The organism is Streptomyces sp. NPDC101152 (assembly GCF_044768275.1).
Lineage (GTDB): Bacteria > Actinomycetota > Actinomycetes > Streptomycetales > Streptomycetaceae > Streptomyces.
Genome location: NZ_JBIWPO010000022.1, coordinates 90,084 through 110,738 on the forward strand (window position 1 = coordinate 90,084; position 20,655 = coordinate 110,738).

At 74.7% G+C, this 20,655-nt stretch carries 17 protein-coding genes and 1 pseudogene; 4 read left to right on the plus strand and 14 right to left on the minus strand.

Annotated elements, in window-relative coordinates; all coding sequences use genetic code 11:
• Window positions 1–98: 98 nt before the first annotated feature.
• Window positions 99–2,924, plus strand: a complete 2,826-nt coding sequence (locus ACIRVK_RS26235; protein WP_404251066.1) for a helix-turn-helix transcriptional regulator — start codon at window positions 99–101, stop codon at window positions 2,922–2,924.
• 204 nt (window positions 2,925–3,128) lie between these two features.
• On the plus strand, window positions 3,129–3,920 hold the full coding sequence (locus ACIRVK_RS26240) for a S1 family peptidase (RefSeq protein ID WP_404251068.1): 792 nt from the start codon (window positions 3,129–3,131) through the stop codon (window positions 3,918–3,920).
• Between the two features lie 79 nt (window positions 3,921–3,999).
• On the opposite strand, the gene ACIRVK_RS26245 is transcribed toward ACIRVK_RS26240, so the two are convergent.
• Window positions 4,000–5,112, minus strand: coding sequence for a winged helix DNA-binding domain-containing protein (locus tag ACIRVK_RS26245; RefSeq protein ID WP_404251070.1), 1,113 nt, complete (start codon window positions 5,110–5,112; stop codon window positions 4,000–4,002).
• A 159-nt stretch (window positions 5,113–5,271) separates the two neighbouring features.
• Between ACIRVK_RS26245 and ACIRVK_RS26250 the strand changes: the two are divergent.
• Window positions 5,272–5,409: pseudogene (locus ACIRVK_RS26250) on the plus strand (hypothetical protein); the annotation flags it as partial.
• Here the strand turns inward: ACIRVK_RS26250 and ACIRVK_RS26255 are convergent.
• The 11 genes from ACIRVK_RS26255 to ACIRVK_RS26305 all read right to left on the minus strand — a co-directional run bounded on the left by ACIRVK_RS26255 (window position 5,398) and on the right by ACIRVK_RS26305 (window position 17,342).
• The gene (locus ACIRVK_RS26255) at window positions 5,398–6,513 is read right to left on the minus strand and encodes a glycosyltransferase family 9 protein (RefSeq protein ID WP_404251072.1); all 1,116 of its coding nucleotides are present in this window, start codon (window positions 6,511–6,513) and stop codon (window positions 5,398–5,400) included. The pseudogene ACIRVK_RS26250 and the gene ACIRVK_RS26255 sit on opposite strands and share 12 nt — an antisense overlap.
• Window positions 6,510–7,862, minus strand: coding sequence for a D-glycero-beta-D-manno-heptose 1-phosphate adenylyltransferase (rfaE2, locus tag ACIRVK_RS26260; protein WP_404251074.1), 1,353 nt, complete (start codon window positions 7,860–7,862; stop codon window positions 6,510–6,512). Before rfaE2 ends, ACIRVK_RS26255 begins: the two co-directional genes overlap by 4 nt.
• Window positions 7,859–8,440, minus strand: coding sequence for an SIS domain-containing protein (locus ACIRVK_RS26265; RefSeq protein WP_404251076.1), 582 nt, complete (start codon window positions 8,438–8,440; stop codon window positions 7,859–7,861). Before ACIRVK_RS26265 ends, rfaE2 begins: the two co-directional genes overlap by 4 nt.
• Window positions 8,440–9,657, minus strand: coding sequence for a glycosyltransferase (locus ACIRVK_RS26270; RefSeq protein ID WP_404251078.1), 1,218 nt, complete (start codon window positions 9,655–9,657; stop codon window positions 8,440–8,442). The genes ACIRVK_RS26265 and ACIRVK_RS26270 overlap by 1 nt, the downstream gene beginning before the upstream one ends.
• Window positions 9,654–10,586: a glycosyltransferase gene (locus ACIRVK_RS26275; RefSeq protein WP_404251080.1), complete on the minus strand. Its 933-nt coding sequence runs from the start codon at window positions 10,584–10,586 to the stop codon at window positions 9,654–9,656. The genes ACIRVK_RS26270 and ACIRVK_RS26275 overlap by 4 nt, the downstream gene beginning before the upstream one ends.
• The gene (locus ACIRVK_RS26280) at window positions 10,583–11,572 is read right to left on the minus strand and encodes a glycosyltransferase family 9 protein (RefSeq protein WP_404251082.1); all 990 of its coding nucleotides are present in this window, start codon (window positions 11,570–11,572) and stop codon (window positions 10,583–10,585) included. Before ACIRVK_RS26280 ends, ACIRVK_RS26275 begins: the two co-directional genes overlap by 4 nt.
• Window positions 11,569–12,159, minus strand: coding sequence for a D-glycero-alpha-D-manno-heptose-1,7-bisphosphate 7-phosphatase (locus ACIRVK_RS26285; protein ID WP_404251083.1), 591 nt, complete (start codon window positions 12,157–12,159; stop codon window positions 11,569–11,571). Before ACIRVK_RS26285 ends, ACIRVK_RS26280 begins: the two co-directional genes overlap by 4 nt.
• Window positions 12,156–13,157 (minus strand): glycosyltransferase family 2 protein, encoded by a 1,002-nt coding sequence (locus ACIRVK_RS26290; RefSeq protein WP_404251085.1) that lies wholly within the window; start codon window positions 13,155–13,157, stop codon window positions 12,156–12,158. Before ACIRVK_RS26290 ends, ACIRVK_RS26285 begins: the two co-directional genes overlap by 4 nt.
• Window positions 13,154–14,788, minus strand: a complete 1,635-nt coding sequence (locus tag ACIRVK_RS26295; RefSeq protein ID WP_404251087.1) for a carbamoyltransferase — start codon at window positions 14,786–14,788, stop codon at window positions 13,154–13,156. The genes ACIRVK_RS26290 and ACIRVK_RS26295 overlap by 4 nt, the downstream gene beginning before the upstream one ends.
• Before the next feature lie 171 nt (window positions 14,789–14,959).
• Complete coding sequence (locus ACIRVK_RS26300) at window positions 14,960–15,922, minus strand: NAD-dependent epimerase/dehydratase family protein (protein WP_404251089.1); 963 nt, start codon at window positions 15,920–15,922, stop codon at window positions 14,960–14,962.
• Between the two features lie 202 nt (window positions 15,923–16,124).
• A complete protein-coding gene (locus ACIRVK_RS26305; protein ID WP_404251091.1) occupies window positions 16,125–17,342 on the minus strand; it encodes a cytochrome P450 in 1,218 nt (405 codons plus the stop codon).
• A gap of 170 nt (window positions 17,343–17,512) precedes the next feature.
• Here ACIRVK_RS26305 and ACIRVK_RS26310 point away from each other — a divergent pair, with 170 nt between their 5' ends.
• On the plus strand, window positions 17,513–17,953 hold the full coding sequence (locus ACIRVK_RS26310) for an SRPBCC family protein (protein WP_404251093.1): 441 nt from the start codon (window positions 17,513–17,515) through the stop codon (window positions 17,951–17,953).
• 18 nt (window positions 17,954–17,971) lie between these two features.
• On the opposite strand, the gene ACIRVK_RS26315 is transcribed toward ACIRVK_RS26310, so the two are convergent.
• Window positions 17,972–19,123 (minus strand): XdhC family protein, encoded by a 1,152-nt coding sequence (locus ACIRVK_RS26315; RefSeq protein WP_404251095.1) that lies wholly within the window; start codon window positions 19,121–19,123, stop codon window positions 17,972–17,974.
• A gap of 36 nt (window positions 19,124–19,159) precedes the next feature.
• Complete coding sequence (locus ACIRVK_RS26320) at window positions 19,160–20,617, minus strand: NCS2 family permease (protein ID WP_404251097.1); 1,458 nt, start codon at window positions 20,615–20,617, stop codon at window positions 19,160–19,162.
• Window positions 20,618–20,655: the final 38 nt, after the last annotated feature.

Sequence of the window (20,655 nt, forward strand, 5' to 3'; positions counted from 1 at the left end):
TAAGCTTTGTCATGCCCCTGCGCACGAGGTCCGTCCGAATTTCAAGGAGACGTTGCCTAGAATTTGGTCCGGACACGACATGGGAGGGAGCGGTAACCGTGCGACGGGACTTCAAGGAGCCTGCCAGACACCGCCCCGACCTGGTCATCGGCCGGGACGAGCCGTTCGGCGCGGCACGCGAGCAGCTCGCCCGCGGCGGCAGTGTGCTGCTCCACGGACCCGCCGGAATAGGAAAGTCGACCGTCCTGCGGGCATTGGCATCCGAATATGGGACACCGGCCCACACCGTGTTGCGCTGCTCGGCGACCGAGTCCGAATCCCATCTCCCCTTCCTGGCCCTCGCGGACCTCCTCGGCCTGGCCGTCGACCGGATCTCCGGCAAGCTCCCCGCCGCCCAGCGCACGGCCCTGGAGTCGGCCCTCACCGGCCGCGGCGAGTCCACGCTCCAGCACGACGGTCTCGCCCTGCGCCTGGCCGTGCTGTCCGCCCTGCGCGCCCTGGCCGCCGAGGGCCCCGTCCTCGTCGTCGCCGACGACCTCCAGTGGCTCGACTCGGCCAGCGCCGAACTCCTCGGCTTCGCCGCCCGCCGCCTCGGCGACACCCCGGTGCAGATGCTGTGCGCCGTGCGCACGGAGGGCCAGGAGTACGACCGTCACCTGCGCGCCTCACCCCCGGACACCCTCGCCGTCCGGCTCGGCGCCCTCTCCCGGGCCCAGGTCTCCGCCCTGCTCGACCACCGCGGCTACACCGGCCTGCCCCGCTCCACGGTCCGCGACATCCACCGCACCAGCGGCGGCAACCCGCTCTTCGCCCTCGAACTGGGCCGCGCCCTGGCCGAGAACCCGACCCCGCCCCGGCCGGGCGAACCGCTGCCGGTGCCGACCTCGCTGCGCGCCCTGGTCCTCAGCCGCCTGGAGATGCTCTCCGACGACGCCCGCCGCACCCTCCTCGTGGCCAGTGCCGGCGCCCGCCCCACGCTGGCCCTGCTGCACGCGGCCGGCCGGGTCAACGCCGAGGCCGAGACCGCCCAGGCGGCCGAACTCGGGCTGCTGGCCACGGAACCCGAGGGTCCCGCCGTACGGTTCGCGCACCCGCTGATCTCCGCCGCGCTGTACGCGGAGGCGCCCGCGCAGGAGCGGCGGGCCGCGCACGCCGCCCTGTCCACGGCGGCCTCCGACCCGATCGAGCGGGCCCGGCACCTGGCGCTCGCGACCACCGGCACCGACCCGGAGGCCGCGGCCCGTCTCGCCGAGGCCGCCGCCCTGGCCCGGGACCGCGGCGCCCCGTCGGCGGCCGCCTCGCTGGGACTGCTGGCGGCCCGGCACACCCCGGCCGACGGCGACCCCGGCCCGGACGAGCGCCGGCTGCAGGCCGCCGAGGACGCGATCATCGCCGGCGAGGTGGATCTCGCCCGGGACATCGCCCGGGACGTGCTGACCCGGGCCACCGCGCCGGCCGACCGGGTGCGGGCCTGGATGGTGGTGATCGAGTCGGCCGGGCAGGCGCTCGGCGACGTCGACACCGTCTACCCGCAGGCCCTCGCCGACGCCGGCGACGACCCGCGGCTGCTCGCCCTGGTCCACTACCAGCTGGCCTGGCGGGGACTGGTCGTGGAGGGCGACTTCGCCACCGGCCGCCAGGAGGCGGCGCACGCGGCGGAGCTGGCCGCACGGGCCGGTGACCGGCGCACCGAACTGCTCGCGCTCGCCTTCCAGGGCGAGACCGAGACCCTGATGGGCCACCCGGACGCCCCCGCCACCATCAAGCGCGCCATGAAGGAACCCCAGGACCCGCAGGTGGCCAGCCACCACAACGGCGCCGGGTCCGCCCGGTTCCGCTGGCTGGTCATGAGCGACCAGGTGCCCGAGGCGCGCGCCACCGTGACCGCGCTGCTGCGCCGGGCCCGGCAGCGCGGCATGGTCGAGAGCGAGGTGCACTTCGTGCGGATGCTCGCCGAGACCGAGCTGCGCTCCGGACACTGCGGGCGCGCGCTGGACCTGGCCCGGGAGAGCATGCGGCTGGCCCGCGACTCCGGCATCGGCGAGATCCCCTCCGCCGTGCTCAACTCCCTCGCCGAGGCCTCCGGCGGCGACGCCGACCGGGCGCTCGCACTGGCCCGCGAGGCACTGGAACAGGCCGAGCTGGCGGGCGACCAGATGTACGTCTCCCGGGGCCTGACCGCCCTCGGGCACGCCCAGCTGGTCGCCCAGGACACCGAGGGCGCGGTGCGTTCGCTGCGCCGGGTGCGGGAGCTGGAGCACGGACTCGGCATCACCGACCCGGCCCGTGGCCGCTGGCACGGCGACCTCGCCGAGGCCCTGGTGCGGATCGGCGAGGTCGACGAGGCGTACGAACTCGTCGCCGGGGCGCGGGAACACGCGCTGCGGCTGGGCCGCGAGAGCGTGCTGGCGGTCCTCGACCGGGCCGAGGCCCTGGTGCGGGCCGCGCGCGGCGAACGCGAGGCCGCGCTCGCCCAGCTGACGCACGCTCAGGACCGGCTCGCCAAGCTGGGCTACGGCCTGGAGGAGGCCCGCGCGGCCTTCGCGCTGGCCGCCCTGCGCACCCGGCGCACCGGCCCCGCCCCCGCCCCCGGCGCACCGGAGGCGAATTACGACGAAGCGGCCCGGCTCTTCCGCCGGTGCCGGGCGCTGCCGTGGCTGCGGCAGGTGGAGGAGGCGGCCGCGGCGACCCCGGTGGAACCGGATCCGCCCCTCGCCGCGTCAGAGGGCCTGGAGGGCCTCGCCTCGATGGAGCGTCAGGTCGCCGCGCTCGTCATGGAGGGCGCGACCAACCGCGAGATCGCCGCGCGCCTGTTCATCAGCGTCAAGACGGTCGAGGCGACCCTCACCCGGGTCTACCGCAAGCTCGGCATCCGCTCTCGGGTGGATATCGTCCGACTGGCGGCGGGGCGCCGCACAAAGTGAGGTTTGTCCGGGTTTACTGGTCGCCGACCGAGGGTTTTCCCTGTCCAACTCCCCTAGGGGGTTCCCTCATTGGGTGAAGGGCGCGCCGGGTTCTAGCGTGAGGGCGTGCCGCTCGCCCGGGCATACGGGGGTCGGTCCCGCGACCCCCGTGCAAACCCCCCACACCCGTGCGATCCCCCACCGGCAAGTCCACCGAGGAGACTCATGTTCGGGCTCACCCGCGCAAGACAGACCGCCGCGGTGGTGGTGGCGACCGCAGCGGCGGCCGCCACCGCACTGCTCGGCGCGCCTGTCGCGGCAGCCGCACCCCAGCCGGTCGTCGGCGGCACCACGACGACGACCACGGCGTACCCGTTCGTCATGCAGATCACGGACGCCTCGCAGAACCAGTTCTGCGGCGGCACCCTCGTCTCGCCCACCAAGGTGGTCACCGCCGCCCACTGCATGGCCGGCGAGACAACCGACAGCGTCCGCGTCGTCGGCGGCCGCACCTACCTGAACGACACCGACGGCACCGTCAGCACGGTCAGCAGGATCTGGATCGACCCGTCCTACACCGACGCCTCCAACGGCTCCGACGTGGCGGTCCTGACCCTGTCGACCTCGATGCCGTACACCACGGCGAAGTACGTCTCCGCCTCGGACACGGGCCTGTACGCGGCCGGCACCACCGCGCGCATCCTCGGCTGGGGCACCACCTCGGAGAACGGCAGCCCCTCCAACCAGCTGCGGACCGCGACCGTCCCGATCGTGTCCGACGCCGGCTGCCAGAGCTCCTACGGCTCACAATACGTACCGTCCGACATGGTTTGCGCCGGATACACCACCGGCGGCACAGACACCTGCCAGGGCGACAGCGGCGGTCCCCTGCTCATCGGGGGCGTCCTGGCAGGGATCACTTCTTGGGGCGAGGGCTGCGCGGAGGCGGGCTACCCGGGTGTCTACACCCGGCTGACCACCTTCTCCGATCTGGTGACCGCGCAGGTCACCTCCTAGCCCCGAGGGACTCCTGAGCACCCCTCAGGTGAGAGACCGGGGGGCGTTGCGAGCTACCACGAGCAGCTCGCAGCGCCCCCTATCCACGTTCCGCGAGGACGGTCCCGAAGCGGACGTCGTACGGCTCCCCCGCGTGCATGACGCCCAGCATCCGCTCCCCTTCCTTGGTGAGGTCCGCCCGCTGGGCCCTGGTGAGCGTGCCGAAGGGCTCGATGACGAGCGCGTCCTGCTCCAGCTTCCACACGCCCGCCAGGAAACCGTCGACCAGGAAGGTCCGGTGGACCAGGTTGCCCACCCAGTAGCGGCCCCAGTACTCCTTCGGCACCACACGGGTGCGGTCGGCGTGGGAGAGGAGCAGGTTGTCGAACTCGGGGAGGAAGCGGGGCGGGGCCGGGGTGTCCGCGTCGGGGCGGGGTGCGTCCGGCAGGTCGAAGAGCTCGACGCCGTTCTCGTCGCGGAAGGTGACGAGGCGGGGGCGCAGGCCCTCGAAGGCCTCGCGCAGACGGGTCAGGCCGGCCCAGGACTGCATGTCCTTGACGGAGGCGGGGCCGAAGGCTGCGAGGTAGCGCAGCACGACGTCCTGCGGGGCCGGGGCGGGTTCGGCGGGGCGGCCGAGCCAGTGCTCGGCGGTGGTGAGGGCGACCTGGCCGCTGCGTCCCCACAGCCCACGCGGGGTGACCTGGACCAGCGGGAGCCGGCAGCGGGCGGCGATGCCGAGGGCCTGCGGATCGGCGTCCGGCCACTCGGCCGTCAGGGCCTCGCGCAACTGCGCCATGGTGCGCGGGTCGGCCTCGACGAGTTCGCGGGCGAGGGCGGCGAGGCGGTCGAGGTCCACGCCCACGAGTCCCTTGCGGAAGATGGTCAGTTCGCGGTCCCGGGCGGGCTGGACCAGCGGGCGCAGGGTGAGGCAGTCGTCCGCGGTGTGGGTGTGGATGGTCGAGCGCAGGGTGACGATGCGGACGACCTCGCGGTCGGCCATCAGCCGCGACAGCTCCTCGGGCGCGAAACCCTCGAGGCGCGCGGCGAGCGCGTAGTACGGCGGTTTGACGTTCTGCGCCTGCAGGCCGACGACGTGCTCGACCGCCTGCGGGACGGACAGCGGCGAGCGGCGCAGCAGAAGCTGCCTCGCGAGGGTCGCGCGGTTGAGGGCGCGGGCGCCGAGCACGGGCGCGGCGGCTGTCGTCTTCGTCATGCAGGGCACGCTATAGGGGCTTGCGGACACCTTCGGTCCGCAACTCCCACCGGTTACTTCTGCGGTGGCCCGGGGCACTCGAAGTCCAGGCCCCGCCGCCGAGGAGGCACCGTGTCCACCAGCCGACTCCCCGATCACGAACAGCGCGCCCTCGACGAGATGGAACGCGCCCTGCGCCGCGACCGCCGTCTGGAGCGACGGCTGCGCACCTTCCGCCCGAGCCGCCGCCCCGACCTCGCGCGACTCGCCGCGTACCGCCCGCGCGTGTGGACGGTCGCGTTCCTCCTACTCCTCTCGGCCGGCCTGATGACCGCCGGGATCGTCACCTCCGAGCCGGCCGCGATCTGGGCCTTCGCCGGCGTCTGGCCGGCGGCCCTGTTCGCCTCGTTCCGGCTGCTGTGCCGGCTGACGGAAGGCTGAGCGGGGGGCCGGGACCAACTCCCCTGGACAGACGTCCTGTTCGGCGAGGGCTTGCAGGACGTCGGCCGGGTGGATGCGCAGCAAGGAGGGGTCGGGGTGGTGGCCGTGCGGGTCGCCGTCCGGGCCGGGGTGCCACAGGGCGCGGTGGCGTGGGTGGGGCGGTGGGCCCCAGCGGCTCGGCGGTACGGGGCCGAAGAGGGTGACGGAGGGGGTACCCAGGGCGACGGCGAGATGGGCGATGCCGGTGTCGCCGCTGACGACGGCCCGGGCGCCGGCGACCAGGGCGCACAGGTCGTCGAAGGGGAGGCCGCCGGCGAAGAGGTCGGCGACGGGAAGGCCCGCGCGGGCGGCGAGCCGGGCGACCAGCTCGTCCTCGTCCGCTCCCCCGGTGACGACGACCCGCACGCCCTGGCGGCGCAGGGCGTGCGCGACCGTCGCGTACCGCTCCACGGGCCAGCAGCGGGAGGGCGCTCCGGCACCGGGGTGGAGGACGACGGCGCCGGGTGCCGATCCGGCGCCGGGCGGGCGGGACAGGCGCAGGTCGGTGGGGTCGGCGTCGATGCCGTAGAACGCGAGCAGTCGGCACCAGCGGGCCCGTTCGTGCTCCTCGGCACGCCATGTCGGGCCGTCGATCTCGGGGGTCTCGGGGTGTGCGAAGGCCAGCAGGGTGCGCGGCCGCAGCCGTTGCAGGAGGCGGTGGCTGGGCGGGCCGTTGCCGTGCAGGTCGACGGCGATGTCGGGGGGCGGGCCGGTCCAGTCGAGGGCGCGGGGCACGGCCCGGCCGGGGGCGGCGGCGGGCAGCAGCCGGTCCACGGCGCCGGTCGCCGCCGCGAGGGGCGCCAGTTCGGCGGGCGCGGCCAGCACCAGCTCGTGCCCGGGGAACGCGCGGCGCAGCGCCCGCAGCGCTGGGACGCCGGCGAGCAGGTCGCCGAGGCCCAGGGCACGCAGGACGAGGACGCGGGGCTGCGGCGTCACCGTCACAGCGCGCCCGCCGCGCGGGTCATCAGGGTCGTCGAGGAGCGGCCGTCCAGGTACGGCAGGAGGACCGCCTGGCCGCCCCACTCCTCCAGGAGCGCGGCCTCGGGGAGTTCGGCCCCGCTGTAGTCGCCGCCCTTGACCCAGATGTCGGGGCGAAGGTCGGCGAGCAGGCGCTCGGGGGTGTCCTCGCCGAACACGGCGACGGCGTCCACGCAGCCGAGGGCGCGCAACACCCGTACCCGGTCGGCGAGCGGGGTGACCGGCCGTCCGGAGCCCTTGCGCCGGCGTACCGAGGCGTCCGAGTTCACGCACACCACGAGACAGTCGCCGAGCCGCCGGGCGGCCTCCAGGAGTCCCACGTGCCCGGCGTGCAGCAGGTCGAAGCAGCCCCCTGCGGCGACCACGGTGCCGTGCGCGGCGCGGACCCGGGCGAGGACCTCCGGTACGTCTTCGGTGTCGGCGGCCACCTCGGAGGTCCCCGGGAGGGCACTCGCCCCTCCCTCGCCGACGAAGGCGGTCGCCGCCGTGACGGCGCCCTCCACGGCCTCGCCGACCAGCGCGCCGTCGGCGAACAGTCCCGCGGCCGTCGCGGCGAAGCGGTCGCCCGCCCCGCACGGGTCGGCGCCGTGGACCGCGGGGGCGGGGCACAGCAGCGGCTGGTCGCCGTACGACAGGAGGGCGCCGCGCGCACCGAGGGTGACCGCGACGGCACCGGCCCGCCAGTCCCGTACCAGCGTGGCCGCGGCACGGGCGGCGCCGCGCAGCTCTCCTGCGGGGGCGAGGTCCTGTCCGGCGAAACGGTGGGCCTCCTTCTCCGCCGGGGTCACCAGGCGTACGCCGGGTACCGGCGGGCCGCCGCGCGGGTGCGGGTCCCAGACCTGGGGCGGGTGGGCGGTGAGCACGTCGCGGAGGGCGTCCGCGGTGCCGCGGCCGTAGTCGGAGACCAGGACGGCCGGCGCGGAGCGTATCGCCGCGCGGGCGGCGTCGGTCGCCTCACGGGTCGTGCCGCTGCCCCGGTCCAGGCGGGCCACCGGCCGTCCCTGGGCCAGTACCCGGGTCTTCTCGGAGAGGGGGCCGGTCAGCGGGAGCGGGATCAGCTTCAGCCAGGGTTCGAGGAGTCGGCGCAGGTCGCGGCTCGCGGGGTCGTCGCCGACGCCCGCCACCAGCGTCACCTCGCGGCCGTCCAGCGCCGCGAGGTAGGCGGCGAGGGCCGCGCCGCCCGGCCGGAGCCGTTCCGCGCAGTCGGCGACCACGGGGACGGGCGCGTCGGGTGCGAGCCGGTCGGCGTGGCCGTCGAGGTCCCGGTCGAGCAGGGCGTCGCCGACGACGAGCAGCGGGGCCCGGTCCGTCATGCGGCCCTCCTCTCCACTTCCGCGTCGAAGGCCGCGCACACCATGTGCACCGCCACCAGGTGCAGTTCCTGGACGGTGGCGGCGGAGGTCGCCTCGACGCAGAGGGCCTCGTCACTGCCGGCGGTGAGGGGGTTGGGGGCCGGGCCGGTCAGCGTCCACACGCTCAGCCCGCTCGCACGGGCCGCCGACGCGGCGGACAGCAGGTTGGCGCTGGCGCCGCTGGTGGACAGCAGCATCAGGACGTCGCCGGGCCGGCCGTGCGCGCGGACCTGGCGGGCGAAGACCGCGTCGACGCCGTAGTCGTTGGCGATGGCGGTGGTGGAGGAGGTGTCGGCGTGCAGGGCGATCGCGGAGAACGGCGGCCGGTCGTCCCGGTAGCGGCCGACGAGTTCGGCGGTCAGGTGCTGGGCCTGGGCTGCGCTGCCGCCGTTGCCGGCGGCGAGCAGCCGTCCGCCGCCGCCGAGCACGGCGGCCAGCCGGCGGCCCCACCGTTCGGTGATGTGGGCGGAGGTCCGGAACTGGCCGAGCGCGTCGAGGAGTTCGTCGCAGTGCCCGACGGCGGGCGGGTGAACGGTCATCACGCCACCTCCTCGGAGATCCGGTGTCCGGTCAGGACCCGCTGGTAGACCTGTTCGACGCCGTCCGCGACGCGCTGCCAGGTGTAGCGGGTGAGGGCACGCTCGCGGCCCGCCGCGCCCATGCGGCGGCGCAGCGCCGCGTCGCCGAGCAGTTCGCGGACGGCGGCGGCGATCGCCCAGGTGTCGCCGGACGGCACCCGGCGTCCGGTGTGCCCGTCGGCGACGGTGTCGCGGTGTCCGCCGACGTCGGTGGCGACGACGGGCACACCGCAGGCCATCGCCTCCAGCGGCACGATGCCGAACGGCTCGTAGACGGGGGTGCACAGGACGAGGTCGCTCGCGCACATCAGCCCCGGCATGTGGTCGGGGTCGACGGCGCCGAGCAGCCGTACCCGATCGCCGAGCCCGGCGCGGTCGGCGAGCCTGCGCAGCCGTACCGCCTCGGGGTCGCCGTCCAGCTGCCCGGGTTCGGGGCCGCCGGCGATGAGGAGTTCGGCGCCGGGGATCCGGGTCAGGGCGCGGATCGCCTTGTCGTAGCCCTTGCGCGGGACGAGCCGGCCGCAGGCGAGCAGCCGGTGGCGCTCGCGGCGTTCGGGGACGCCGGTGCTGTGCGCGCCGGGGTGGAAGTGTTCGGCGTCCACGCCGCACGGCACCACCGACACCCGCGGGGGTGGCACGCCCATCTCGGTGAGTTCGTGGACCTCGTCGCCGCAGGTGGCGAGGACCCGGGCGCAGTTGCGGCCGATCTGCCGTTCGACGCCGACGCGTTCACAGGGGCTGGTGTCGCGGCGGCCCTGGTGGCGGCGCTTGACGGTGCCGAGCGCGTGGAAGGTCTGCACCAACGGGACGCCGTGTTCGTGGGCGCCGATCTGGGAGGCCATCCCGGACATCCAGAAGTGGGCGTGCACGACGTCGGGCCGCTCCCGCTGCCAGGCGCGGGCCAGGGCCGCGCCGAAGCCCGGCATGTAGGGGAAGAGTTCGTCCTTGGGCACGGGTTTCGCCGGTCCGGCCGGCACGTGCTCGACCACACCGCCGCCGGGCAGCGGCACCCGGTCGGGCAGCCGGTCGGAGTCCCGCCGGGTGTAGACGGTGATGTCGTGGCCGCTGCGCGCCAGTTCCTCGGTGAGGCGGGCCACGTACACGTTCTGGCCTCCGGCGTCCGGCCCCCCGAGAGCGGCGAGCGGGCTCGCGTGTTCGGACACCATGGCGATCCTCATCGGGTGACCTCCTTCAGCAGCCGCTCCCAGTCGTCCAGGAAACGGGACAGCCCGTAGCGGGCCAGGGCCGCCGCGCGGGCTCCCTCTCCGACCAGCCGCGCGTGCAGCGGGTCGGCGACGAAGTCCCGTACGGCGTCGGTCAGTACGTCGATCCGGTTGGAGACCACTCCCGCGCCGGGCGGTACGGCCTCGGTGACCTCGGTGGTGGCGAGGGCGACCACGGGCATGCCCAGGTGCATCGCCTCGAGCAGGGACAGCCCGAGGGAGGTCCAGCGGACCGGGTGGACGTAGACGCGCCGCCTGGCCATCGCCGCGTGCAGGTCGCGCTGGGCGAGGTCGAAGGTGTGCGTGTTCGGTACCCGGAGCCGGTCGGTGGCCATGCCGAAGACGTCCAGCGGTGCGGCCTCGGCGAAGACGGGCAGCAGGTCGGTGCCGGTGGTACGGCCGCGCCGTACGGGCTCGTTGACGACGACGGCCGCCCGCTCCAGCTCGCCGGTCCACCGCTGGCCGGGGTCGACGATGCCGTGTTCGATCACGGTGGTGGGGGCGCGTCCGCAGTCCCACATCAGGCGGTTGAAGTGGGTGACGTGGACGAGCGTGATGTCCGGCTGGTCGGCGACGGGGTGCCGGGTGTCGGGCACGTCGCCGTCCGGGGCGTTGTGCTCGACGTACACCAGCGGGGGGCGGCGGCCCAGGCAGGCGTCGACCAGGGCGAGTTCGTGCGGGCGCTGCAACACGACGACGTCGATCTCCTCGTCGCGCAGCCGCTCCAGCGGCACCTCGACGACGGAGCGGGGCCAGTCCCAGGTCCGGGCGCGGCCGCGGCCGTCGGGGCCCCGGTCGGGGGTGACGGGGACGACGTAGGTGTGCGGGCCCTGCACGAAGGCCGTGGTCCACGACCCGTGCACGTGCCAGAGCAGGATCCTCATGTCTCCCCCAGGAGTTTCTCCACGGCGGCGGCCACGTCGTGGGCGGTGACGGTGTCCAGGCAGGGGTGGCCGGGGACGGGGCACTGCCGGGCCCGGGTGCCGGCGCAGGGCGCCTGCTGGTCGCCGAGCAGGACGTAGGGGACGCCGTAGGGCCGCCACCGCTCGGCGGGCACGACCGGTGCGAACAGGGAGACGACCGGGGTGGCGACGGCGGCGGCGAGATGCGCGGGGCCGGTGTTGCCGGTGACGACGGCGTCGGCGCGGGCCAGGACGCCGGCGAGTTGGGGGGCGCCGGTGCGGCCGGCGAGGTCGAGGGCGTGGTCTCCGGCGACGTACGCGGTCAGCTCGCGCTCGCCGCCGGCGCCGGTGACGATCACCCGGTGCCCGGCCTCGTCCAGTTCGCGCACGGCCTCGGCGGCCCGCTCGGGGCCCCAGGTGCGTGCCGGGACGGCGGCGCCCGGGTGCATGACGACGTACGGGCCCGGGCCGGTGAGGGCGGTCGTGGCGGGTGGCGGCAGCACCCGCAGCCGTCCGTCGTCGGCGCGCGGGAACCCGGCCGCCTCGGCGAGGTCCAGCATGGCCTCGGTCTCGTGGGCGCAGGGGGCGCGCCGGTGGCGTACGTCGAGCAGGGAGCCGGGGTAGTCCTCGCTGTCGGCGGCGATGTGTCCGACGCCGGCCAGGCGCAGCAGCAGGGCGGCGGGGAGCGGGGACTGGTGGAAGGAGGTCAGGACCAGCGCCGTGTCGGCGTCGAGGGTGTCGATGAGCTGGTCGACCTCGCCGCGGCCCACCGGCGGCGGCTCGAAGCCCACCCAGGGCGCGTCCCACACCAGCACGTCGTCCACGCCGGGCAGCAGCGCCGCGGCGGGCGCGCCACGCGGACCGCACAGCAGCGTGACGTGGTCGGCGCGGGCGGCGACGGCCCGGATCGCGGGCCCGGCGAGCAGGACGTCACCGAAGCTGTCGAGCCGCACGACGAGGGCCTTCATCGCGGCCTCCAACCGGTGTCGTAGGCCGCCTCGATGGGCCGTTCGTCGACCAGCACCGTCCCCCGCGGCGGCCCGTTGAGCACCGCGCGTGCCGCTGTCAGCAGGTCGGGGGCCACGTGGTCGGCGCGGGCGGTCTCCTCCGGGAGGGTCTGTTCGTTCGGTACGAGGATGCCGTGGGCGCCGGCCCGGCGGGCGGCCTCGACGTCCGCGCCGATGTCGCCGACGACCACGCAGCGGTCGGGGGCGGCGCACAGGCGTCCGGCGGCCCACAGGACCAGGCCGGGTTCGGGCTTGCGGCAGTGGCAGCCGTCGCCCGGGCCGTGCGGGCAGATGCCGAACACGTCGAAGGGGCCGAGGAGTTCGTCGACCCGGTGGTTGACCCGGCGGACGTCGGCGTCGGTGAGCAGGCCGCGGGCGATGCCGGACTGGTTGGTGACGACGCCGGTGCGCACCCCGTGGGCGCGCAGCAGGGCGACGGCCTCGCGGGCGCCGTCGACGGGGCGCACCCGGTCCGGGTCGCCGTTGTAGGGGACGTCGTGGACGAGGGTGCCGTCGCGGTCGAACAGCACGGCCTGGACGCGGGTCATGACGTCACCTCCCGCCAGGCGGGGGCGTTGCGGTACCGCCACAGCCCGGTCAGCCAGTACCAGGTGGCGGCGGGCGGGATGAGCACGCTGGTGACGAGCATGGTGGTCACCTCGTAGCGGGTGCGCGGCCCGGGCGCGATCCGCGCCCAGGCCAGCTCGCCGGTGCCCAGCGCCCAGCCGGCGCCGGCGGCCGCGGCGGCCCGGGGCCGGCCGGTGGCCGCGAGGGCGAGCGCGGCGGCGCCGGACGCGGTGATCGCGAGGTGGGAGCGCCTCCTGCCGCGCGGGGCGACCGCCTTCTCCCACCAGTCGGGTCCGTGCAGCCGCCGCATCAGCGCGTCGTCGGCGTTGCCGCGCTGGGCGCGCAGCGACACCCAGCGGGAGGCGGGGCGCACGGGGTGGCGGGTGGTGCGACGGCCCTGGTGGATGCGCCAGCCCGCGTCGAGGACGCGCAGCGCGAGGTCGGCGTCCTCCCGGAAGGCGCGCCGGAAGCGTTCGTCGAAGCCTCCGACCTGCTTGAGCACGTCGGTGCGGTAGGCCATGTCGGCGGTGATCCACCGGGCCCGGGCCAGCCCCGCCGTCCCGCGCTCCCAGTCCGTCGGCCGCCGCTCGCCGGGCAGCGGTACGGCGATCACACCCTGCACGCCCGCCGTGTCCGGGGACGCGTCGGCGAGGTCCTCGGCCAGTTGCTCGCACCAGTACGGGCCGACCTGCACGTCGTCGTCGAGGAAGGCGATCCAGGGGGAGGTGACGGCGCGCAGCGCGGTGTTGCGGGCGGCGGCGGGGCCCCGGCCGCGGGAGCGCAGCACGGTCGTCCGGCCGCGCAGGTCGCCCAGGACGCTGAGCGGGTGTTCCAGCGGCTCGGAGGCGGCGTCGGGGCGGTCGTCGACCAGGACGATCTCGGTGGGCCGGGGGCCGTTGGCGGCGGCGAGGGCCGCGAGGCAGTCGGCAAGGGTGTCCCGCACCAGGGTGGGGATCACGACGGCGTAGGAGGTCGTCATGCGAACGCCCTCCCCCGGCGGACCGCGAACGGTCCGAGCGCCAGCAGGTCGACCGGTGCGGAGCCGAAGCACTCCAGGGCGTCGCGCGGGTCGTCGACCATGGGCCGGCCGGCCGTGTTGAGGCTGGTGTTGACGACGACGGGCAGGCCGGTACGGCGCTCGAAGGCGGCCAGCATCCGCGCCACCAGCGGTTCGTCGCGCTCGTCGACGGTCTGGACGCGGGCGGTGCCGTCGACGTGCACGACGGCTGGGATGCGCTCGCGCCACTCGTCGGCGACCTCGTGGACGAAGAGCATGTGGGGGCTGGGCAGCGGCCCGGCGAACAGTTCGTGGGCGCGGTCGGCGGCGACCATGGGGGCGACCGGGCGGAACTCCTCTCGGCCCTTGACGTGGTTGAGGCGCTCCAGGTTCTCGGCGCGCCCCGGGTGGGCGAGCAGGGAGCGGTGTCCGAGGGCGCGCGGGCCGTACTCGCTGCGGCCCTGGAACCAGGCGACGATGCCGTCCCGGGCGAGTTCCTCGGCGACCGTCTCGGCGATGTCGCCGGGCCGCTCGTAGGGTACGGCGGCCCGCTCCAGCCAGGCGCGCAGTTCCTCCTCGCTCCAGCCGCGGCCGAGGTCGGGGCCGGGCATGGGCTGCGGGGTGCCGTCGTTGCCCGCGAGGTGCAGGGCGCCGCCGAGGGCGGTCCCGGCGTCGCCGGCGGCGGGCTGCACCCAGACGTTGTCGTACGGGCCGCGCGCGGCGATCTTCGAGTTGGCGACGCAGTTCAGGGCGACCCCGCCGGCCATGGTGAGCGTGTCGCCGCCCGCCTCGCCATGCAGCCAGTGGACGAGTTCGAGCAGGACCTCCTCCAGCACGGCCTGGGCGCCGGCGGCGAGGTCGGCGTGGTCCCGGGACCACCGCTCGTCCTTGGCGCGGGGCGGGGCGAGGGCGGCCCAGTCGACGCCGTGGGCGCGGAAACCGCCGTGGCCGGTGGCGTGGACGTGCTGCCTGAGCTGCGGCAGGAAGCGGGGGGTGCCGTAGGAGGCGAGGGCCATCACCTTGTACTCGTCGCTGCTGCGCAGGAACCCGAGGTGGGCCGTCAGCTCCTCGTAGACCAGGCCGAGCGAGTCGGGCAGGGCCTGCGTCGCGAGGGTGTCGAGCTTGCCGTCGCGGTAGCGGCCGGCCAGGTGGGAGGCACTCTCGCCGCGGCCGTCGAGGACCAGCACGTCGTTGTCGGGGTGCGGGGAGGCGGGCCCGGCGGAGGCGGCGTGCGCGACGTGGTGCGGGACGAAGACGACCCGGTCGGGGTCGAGGCCGGGCAGGGCCTCGGCGAGGAAGCCGGGGGCGCGGGCGGCGTACTCGAGGCGGAGCGGGTCCCAGGGGTCGTCCAGGCCCATCTCGGCGGCCGGGCGGGCCAGCTTCGGGTCGAAGGAGTAGGCGACGGCGTCGAGCTCCCGCGGCTGGATGCCCGCCTGCCGCAAGCACCAGCGGGCCGACTGCTCGGGCAGTTCCCAGGCGGAGAAGGGCAGCGGCCGCTTGCCGTGCTTGCGGCGGCTGAAACGCTCCTCCTCGGCGGCGGCGACCGTGTGTCCGTCGATCACGAGAGCCGCGGCCGGATCGTGGAACAAAGCGTTGATGCCGAGGATGCGCATGGGGGGTGCTCCGTCACGGGCGGCGTGTTCGGACTCTGGTCTTCGCGGGTGCCGCACCCCAGTTGGCTCAAACACTTGGAACCAACTTGTCCGCCAATAAGGTGACTTTTCACTTTCTGCGCTACGGCGGTCCACACTCGGTGCCGGGAAGCCGGCACCCCATGGGGCGGCTCAGGCGGCGACGGCCCGCGTGAACCAGCCGATGGTGCGCTCCAGCCCCTCCGCCCAGCCGACCCTGGGCTCCCAGCCGAGCCGTTCCCGGGCCAGCCGGGTGTCGGGACGGCGACGGGCGGGGTCGTCGGCTGGGCGTTCGACGAACCGGATACGGGAGGCGGAGCCGGTGAGGTCGACGATGCGGCGCGCGAGGTCGAGCATGGCGATCTCCTCGCCGCCGCCGATGTTGACGGGCCCGCTCTCCCCGGAGGCGGCGAGGGCGAGCACGCCGTCGACCGTGTCGTCGACGTAGCACAGGGAGCGGGTCTGCCGGCCGTCGCCGGCGACCGTGAGCGGCGCGCCGTCCAGGGCCTGGGAGACGAAGGCGGGGACGGCGCGGCCGTCGCCGGTGCGCATCCGGGGGCCGTAGGTGTTGAAGATCCGCACGATGGCGGCGTCGGTGCCGTGCACGCTGCGGTGGGCGGTGACCAGGGCCTCCGCGAACCGCTTGGACTCGTCGTAGACGCTGCGCGGGCCGATGGGGTTGACGTTGCCCCAGTACCCCTCGTGCTGCGGGTGCTCCAGCGGATCGCCGTACACCTCAGAGGTGGAGGCGAGGACGAACCGTGCACCGTCGGCGCGGGCGCGCTCGAGCGCGTTGCGGGTGCCGGTGCTGCCCACGTCGAGCGTCTCCAGCGGCAGTCGCAGGTAGTCGGCCGGCGAGGCGGGGCAGGCGAAGTGCAGGACGAGGTCGAAGCGGCCCGGCAGGTCGCGCAGTGCCGCCGGGTCGGTGGCGTCGACGCGCACGAACCGGAAGCCGGGCCGCCGCTCGTACTCGGCGACGTTGGACCGCGTTCCGGTGCAGAGGTTGTCCAGGCAGACGACGTCGCTGCCGGCCGCGAGCAGGTGTCCGCACAGATGGGAGCCGACGAACCCGGCTCCGCCGGTGACCAGGGCCCGGCGCCACAGGTGTCCGCTCACGGGTCGCTCCTCACTCTCGCCGTTCACTTGCGTGTCGGCGCGAGTAACCCGGTGAGGGCGATCGCATACGTGGTTCCGGCTGCCGATCGCACAACTGTGCACTCCGTCGCTACCCGGTATGCGGAGTCCCGGCATGCCTTCACGCATAGTGGCCGAGGGGCACGAGGTGGCGAGCCGCACCTGGGACCACCAGCGCCTCCCCTCACCAGGTCAGGTGCAGGGCCTGCGGCGACCGGTGGATCATCGTGGGCCGCATGACGACCGGACGGTACTCGGCGAGCCGCAGATCCGGCAGTCGACGGGTCAACTCCGCGAGGGTGAGCCGGAGTTGTTCACGGGCCAGCTGGGCGCCGGGGCAGCCGTGCGCGCCCAGGCCGAAGGCGAGATGACGGACCGGCTCACGGGTGATGTCGAACTCGTCGGGGCGGGGGTGGCGGGCGGCATCCCGGTTGGCGCTGCCGAAGGCCACGAACAGCGTCGCCCCGGCCGGAAGTTCGGTGCCGGCGAGGGTGACCGGGCGGGTGGTGATCCGGCGGAAGCCCTGGAGGGCGCTGTCGTAGCGGGCGGCCTCCTCGACGGCGGCGGGGATGCGCTCGGGCTCGGCGCACAGCAGCTCCCACTGGCGGGGATGGCGGAGCAGGTGCAGCACGGTCGTGCCGATCAGCGCCGTGGTGGTCAAGTGCCCGGCGAGCAGCAGGTTCTGGAGATGGGCGACGAGTTCGTTCCGGTGCTCGAGGCCCAACTCGCCGTCGGGCACGACCGACCTCACGAGCTCCGTGCAGAGGTCGTCGCGGGGCTCGGCGTGCCGCTCCCGGACGTACCGCTCCAGGGTGCGCTGCATCGCGACCACGTCCTCGGCGGCGGCGAGCTGCTCGTCCTCCTCCAGCGGGCGGAACAGCAACTCCTCGGCGCGGTACCCGCCGTGCACGACACCGGGGACGTCGGCGAGGTCGAGGCCGACGACACGGCCGATCACCTCGCCGGGGAGCCGGCCGGCGTACGCCGACATCAGCTCGACGTGCCCGTCCGCCACGAAGGCGTCGACCAGGGCGGCGGCGCGTTCGGCGGCGTACGGCAGGACGGCCGCCACCCGGGCCGGTGACAGCCCGCGGACGATCGGCGCGCGCAGTTCCTGGTGGCGCGTGCCGTCGGTGCCGACGACCACCGGCCGCCGCCCGCCGAACCCGCCGGCCAGGACCGCGAACGCGGCGGGCGAGGGCAGCACGTCCGGGGTGAGGGCGTTGGCGGAGGAGAAGTCCTCGGGCCTGCGCAGGACCTCGCGCACGTCGGCGTCCCGGGCGACCAGCCAGGCGTCGAGTTCGGCGACCCGTGTCAGGCCCTCGGCCCGCCGGGCGTGGTCGTAGCGGGGGTACGGATCGCGCTGCAACTCGTCCAGTCCGGTGGGTGGTTGACGGTCCATGGGGCGCCTTTCCGGGCGGCGGGGACACGGGTTCCCAGGGTGCCGCAGGGGCGTGCGGGTGCGGTAGGGGTCGGCAGGCCGGTGCCTTCCGCGGCGCTTCCGTTGCGCCATGTGTGTGACGCGCCACCGAAAGGCGCGCTGAGCAGCCCGGATTCCCTACGATGCGGCCTGTGGTCTCCTTCCTCATCGAACGCACGGCACCGCTCCCCCTCTCCGAGGCCTGGCGCCGCCTCACGGAGTGGCCCCGGCACGGGAAGGTGGTCCCGCTGACCCGCGTCACCGTGCTCACCGCGCCGCCGACCGGCGAGGGCACGGTGTTCGTCGCGCGTACCGGCTTCGGCCCGCTCGCCTTCGACGACCGTATGGAGGTCACGGTGTGGCGCCCGCCGACCGACGACGAGCCCGGTCTGGTCCGCCTGGAGAAACGCGGCCGGGTGGTCAGGGGCTGGGCGGAGATCGAGGTACGGCCGGGACCGGGCGGCCGGAGCCGGGTGGTCTGGCGTGAGGAACTGGCCGTCCGTCTGCTCCCCGGCCTGTTCGATCCGCTCCTGCTGGGGGCGTCCCGCCGGATGTTCGGCCGCGCGGTGAACCGCCTGCTCAGGATGGAGTGACGCGCTCGCCGGGGACGCTCAGGCCACCGACCCGATCCGGCGCGCCGGCACCGACGTCACGTCGTGGTGGATGGGCCGGTGCGCGCCGGTGAGCGGGACACCGCTGCCGCCGCGCCGGGCGGCGACGATCTCCGAGGCGATGGACAGCGCCGTCTCCTCGGGCGTACGGGCGCCGAGGTCGAGGCCGATCGGTGACCGCAGCCGCGCCAGCTCCAGTTCGCTGACGCCTACTTCGCGCAGGCGCTCGTTGCGGTCCAGGTGGGTGCGGCGCGAGCCCATCGCGCCGACGTAGGCCACCGGCAGCCGTAGCGCGCGGCGGAGCAGCGGTACGTCGAACTTCGCGTCGTGGGTGAGGACGCACAGGACGCTGCGGCCGTCCACCGATGTCCGCTCCAGGTACCGGTGGGGCCACTCGACGACGATCTCGTCGGCCTCGGGGAAGCGGGCGCGGGTCGCGAACACCGGGCGGGCGTCGCACACCGTCACGTGGAAGCCGAGGAACTTGCCGATCCGCACCAGCGCCGACGCGAAGTCGATCGCGCCGAAGACGATCATCCGGGGGGCGGGGACGGAGGACTCGACCAGGACCGTGAGCGGTGCTCCGCAGCGAGAGCCCTGCTCTCCGATCTCCAGGGTGCCGGTGCGGCCCGCGTCCAGGAAGGCCGAGGCCTCGCCAAGGACCGTGCGGTCCAGCTCCGGGTGGGCGCCGAAACCGCCCTCGTACGAGCCGTCGGGCCTTACCAGCAGCGCCCGCCCCAGCAACTCTTCCGGCCCCCGCACGATCCGCGCCACCGCCGCCGCCTCCCCGCGAGCGGCGGCGGCCAGCGCGGACGCCAGCACCGGACGGGCCAGATCGCCGACCCGTACCGGGGTGACGAGGATGTCGATGACGCCGCCGCAGGTCAGGCCGACGGCGAAGGCGTCCTCGTCGCTGTACCCGAAGCGCTCCAGGAGGGTTTCGCCGTCCCGCAGCGCCTGCCGGCACAGCTCGTACACGGCGCCCTCCACACAGCCGCCGGAGACCGACCCGATCGCCGTGCCGTCGGCGTCCACCGCGAGGGCGGCGCCCGGCAGGCGGGGCGCGCTGCCGCCGACGGCCACCACGGTGGCCACGGCGAAGTCGCGTCCCTGCCCGACCCACCGGTCCAGCTCCTCGGCGATGTCCAGCATCTGTCGGTCTCCTCACGGGGTTGGTGTGGCGGACGGCTAGTGGACGCCCAGCCGGCTCTCGATCGGGTGGAGGGCGAAGTAGACCAGGAAGATCGCCGTCAGGACCCACATGAAGGCGCCGATCTCCCGGGCCTTGCCCTGGGCCGTCTTGACGGCGACGTACGAGATGACGCCGGCCGAGACACCGGCGGTGATGCTGTACGTGAACGGCATCACGACGACCGTCAGGAAGACCGGGATCGCCGTGGCGCGGTCGCCCCAGTCCACGTGCCGGGCGTTCATCAGCATCATCGAACCGATGACGACCAGCGCGGCCGAGGCCACCTCCTGCGGCACGATCGCGGTGAGCGGGGTGAAGAAGAGGCAGGCCGCGAAGAACAGGCCGGTGACGACCGAGGCGAGTCCGGTGCGGGCGCCCTCGCCGACGCCGGTCGCCGACTCGATGAACACGGTCTGGCCGCTGCCGCCCGCGACCCCGCCGATCGCGCCGCCCGCGCCGTCGATGAACAGCGCCTTGGACAGGCCGGGCATCCGGCCCTTGCCGTCGGCGAGCCCGGCCTCGGTGCCGACGCCGATGATGGTGGCCATCGCGTCGAAGAACCCGGCGAGCACCAGCGTGAAGACGATCATGCCGACCGTCATCGCGCCGACCTTGCCCCAGCCGCCGAACTCGACGTGCCCGAAGAGCGAGAAGTCCGGCATGGAGACCGCGCCGCCGTGCAGTTCGGGGGCGCCGCCCGCCCACTGCCCGGGGGCGATCACGCCGGCGGCGTTGAGGATCGCGGCGACGACCGTGCCGCTGACGATGCCGATGAGGATGGCGCCGGGGACGTCGCGGGCCTGCAGCATGAAGATCAGCAGGAGGGTCCCGGCGAACAACAGGACCGGCCAGCCCGCGAGTTGGCCCGCCGGGCCGAGGGTGACGGGGGTGGCCCTGCCCTGGTGCACGAAGCCGGACTTGTAGAAGCCGATGAGGGCGATGAACAGGCCGATGCCCATGGTGATGCCGTGCTTGAGGGCGAGCGGGATCGCGTTCATGATCATCTCGCGCAGGCCGGTGACGACCAGCACCATGATGACCACGCCGTACACCACGCACATGCCCATCGCCTGCGGCCAGGTCATCTGCGGGGCGACCTGCGAGGACAGCACGCCGGAGACGGACAGGCCGGCGGCAAGCGCGAGGGGGACCTTGCCCACGAGACCCATCAGCAGCGTGGTGAGGGCCGCCGCGAACGCGGTCGCGGTGATCAGCGCCTTCTGGTGCAGGGTGTCCCCCGCCGCGTCCTTGCCGGACAGGATCAGGGGGTTGAGCAGCAGGATGTACGCCATCGCCATGAAGGTGGTGACGCCACCGCGCACCTCACGGGCGACGCTGGATCCCCGCTGGGACAGGTGAAAGTACCGGTCGAGCCACGACCGTCCGGCCGGGACGCGGGTGCCTTCTCCCGCGTCGTCGGCGACGGTCTGCGGCTCCAGTGACTGCTGGGTCATGTGGGCCTACTCCCAAGGTTCAAAGGGGCACCCGCGAA

What these genes read in the sequence shown, in the direction of transcription:
- ACIRVK_RS26240 (WP_404251068.1), top strand. Translation starts at nt 3,129, where the DNA reads ATGTTCGGGCTCACCCGCGCAAGACAGACCGCCGCGGTGGTGGTGGCG.
- ACIRVK_RS26245 (WP_404251070.1), bottom strand. Translation starts at nt 5,112, where the DNA reads ATGACGAAGACGACAGCCGCCGCGCCCGTGCTCGGCGCCCGCGCCCTC.
- rfaE2 (WP_404251074.1), bottom strand. Translation starts at nt 7,862, where the DNA reads ATGACGGACCGGGCCCCGCTGCTCGTCGTCGGCGACGCCCTGCTCGAC.
- ACIRVK_RS26265 (WP_404251076.1), bottom strand. Translation starts at nt 8,440, where the DNA reads ATGACCGTTCACCCGCCCGCCGTCGGGCACTGCGACGAACTCCTCGAC.
- ACIRVK_RS26270 (WP_404251078.1), bottom strand. Translation starts at nt 9,657, where the DNA reads ATGAGGATCGCCATGGTGTCCGAACACGCGAGCCCGCTCGCCGCTCTC.
- ACIRVK_RS26275 (WP_404251080.1), bottom strand. Translation starts at nt 10,586, where the DNA reads ATGAGGATCCTGCTCTGGCACGTGCACGGGTCGTGGACCACGGCCTTC.
- ACIRVK_RS26280 (WP_404251082.1), bottom strand. Translation starts at nt 11,572, where the DNA reads ATGAAGGCCCTCGTCGTGCGGCTCGACAGCTTCGGTGACGTCCTGCTC.
- ACIRVK_RS26285 (WP_404251083.1), bottom strand. Translation starts at nt 12,159, where the DNA reads ATGACCCGCGTCCAGGCCGTGCTGTTCGACCGCGACGGCACCCTCGTC.
- ACIRVK_RS26290 (WP_404251085.1), bottom strand. Translation starts at nt 13,157, where the DNA reads ATGACGACCTCCTACGCCGTCGTGATCCCCACCCTGGTGCGGGACACC.
- ACIRVK_RS26295 (WP_404251087.1), bottom strand. Translation starts at nt 14,788, where the DNA reads ATGCGCATCCTCGGCATCAACGCTTTGTTCCACGATCCGGCCGCGGCT.
- ACIRVK_RS26305 (WP_404251091.1), bottom strand. Translation starts at nt 17,342, where the DNA reads ATGGACCGTCAACCACCCACCGGACTGGACGAGTTGCAGCGCGATCCG.
- ACIRVK_RS26315 (WP_404251095.1), bottom strand. Translation starts at nt 19,123, where the DNA reads ATGCTGGACATCGCCGAGGAGCTGGACCGGTGGGTCGGGCAGGGACGC.
- ACIRVK_RS26320 (WP_404251097.1), bottom strand. Translation starts at nt 20,617, where the DNA reads ATGACCCAGCAGTCACTGGAGCCGCAGACCGTCGCCGACGACGCGGGA.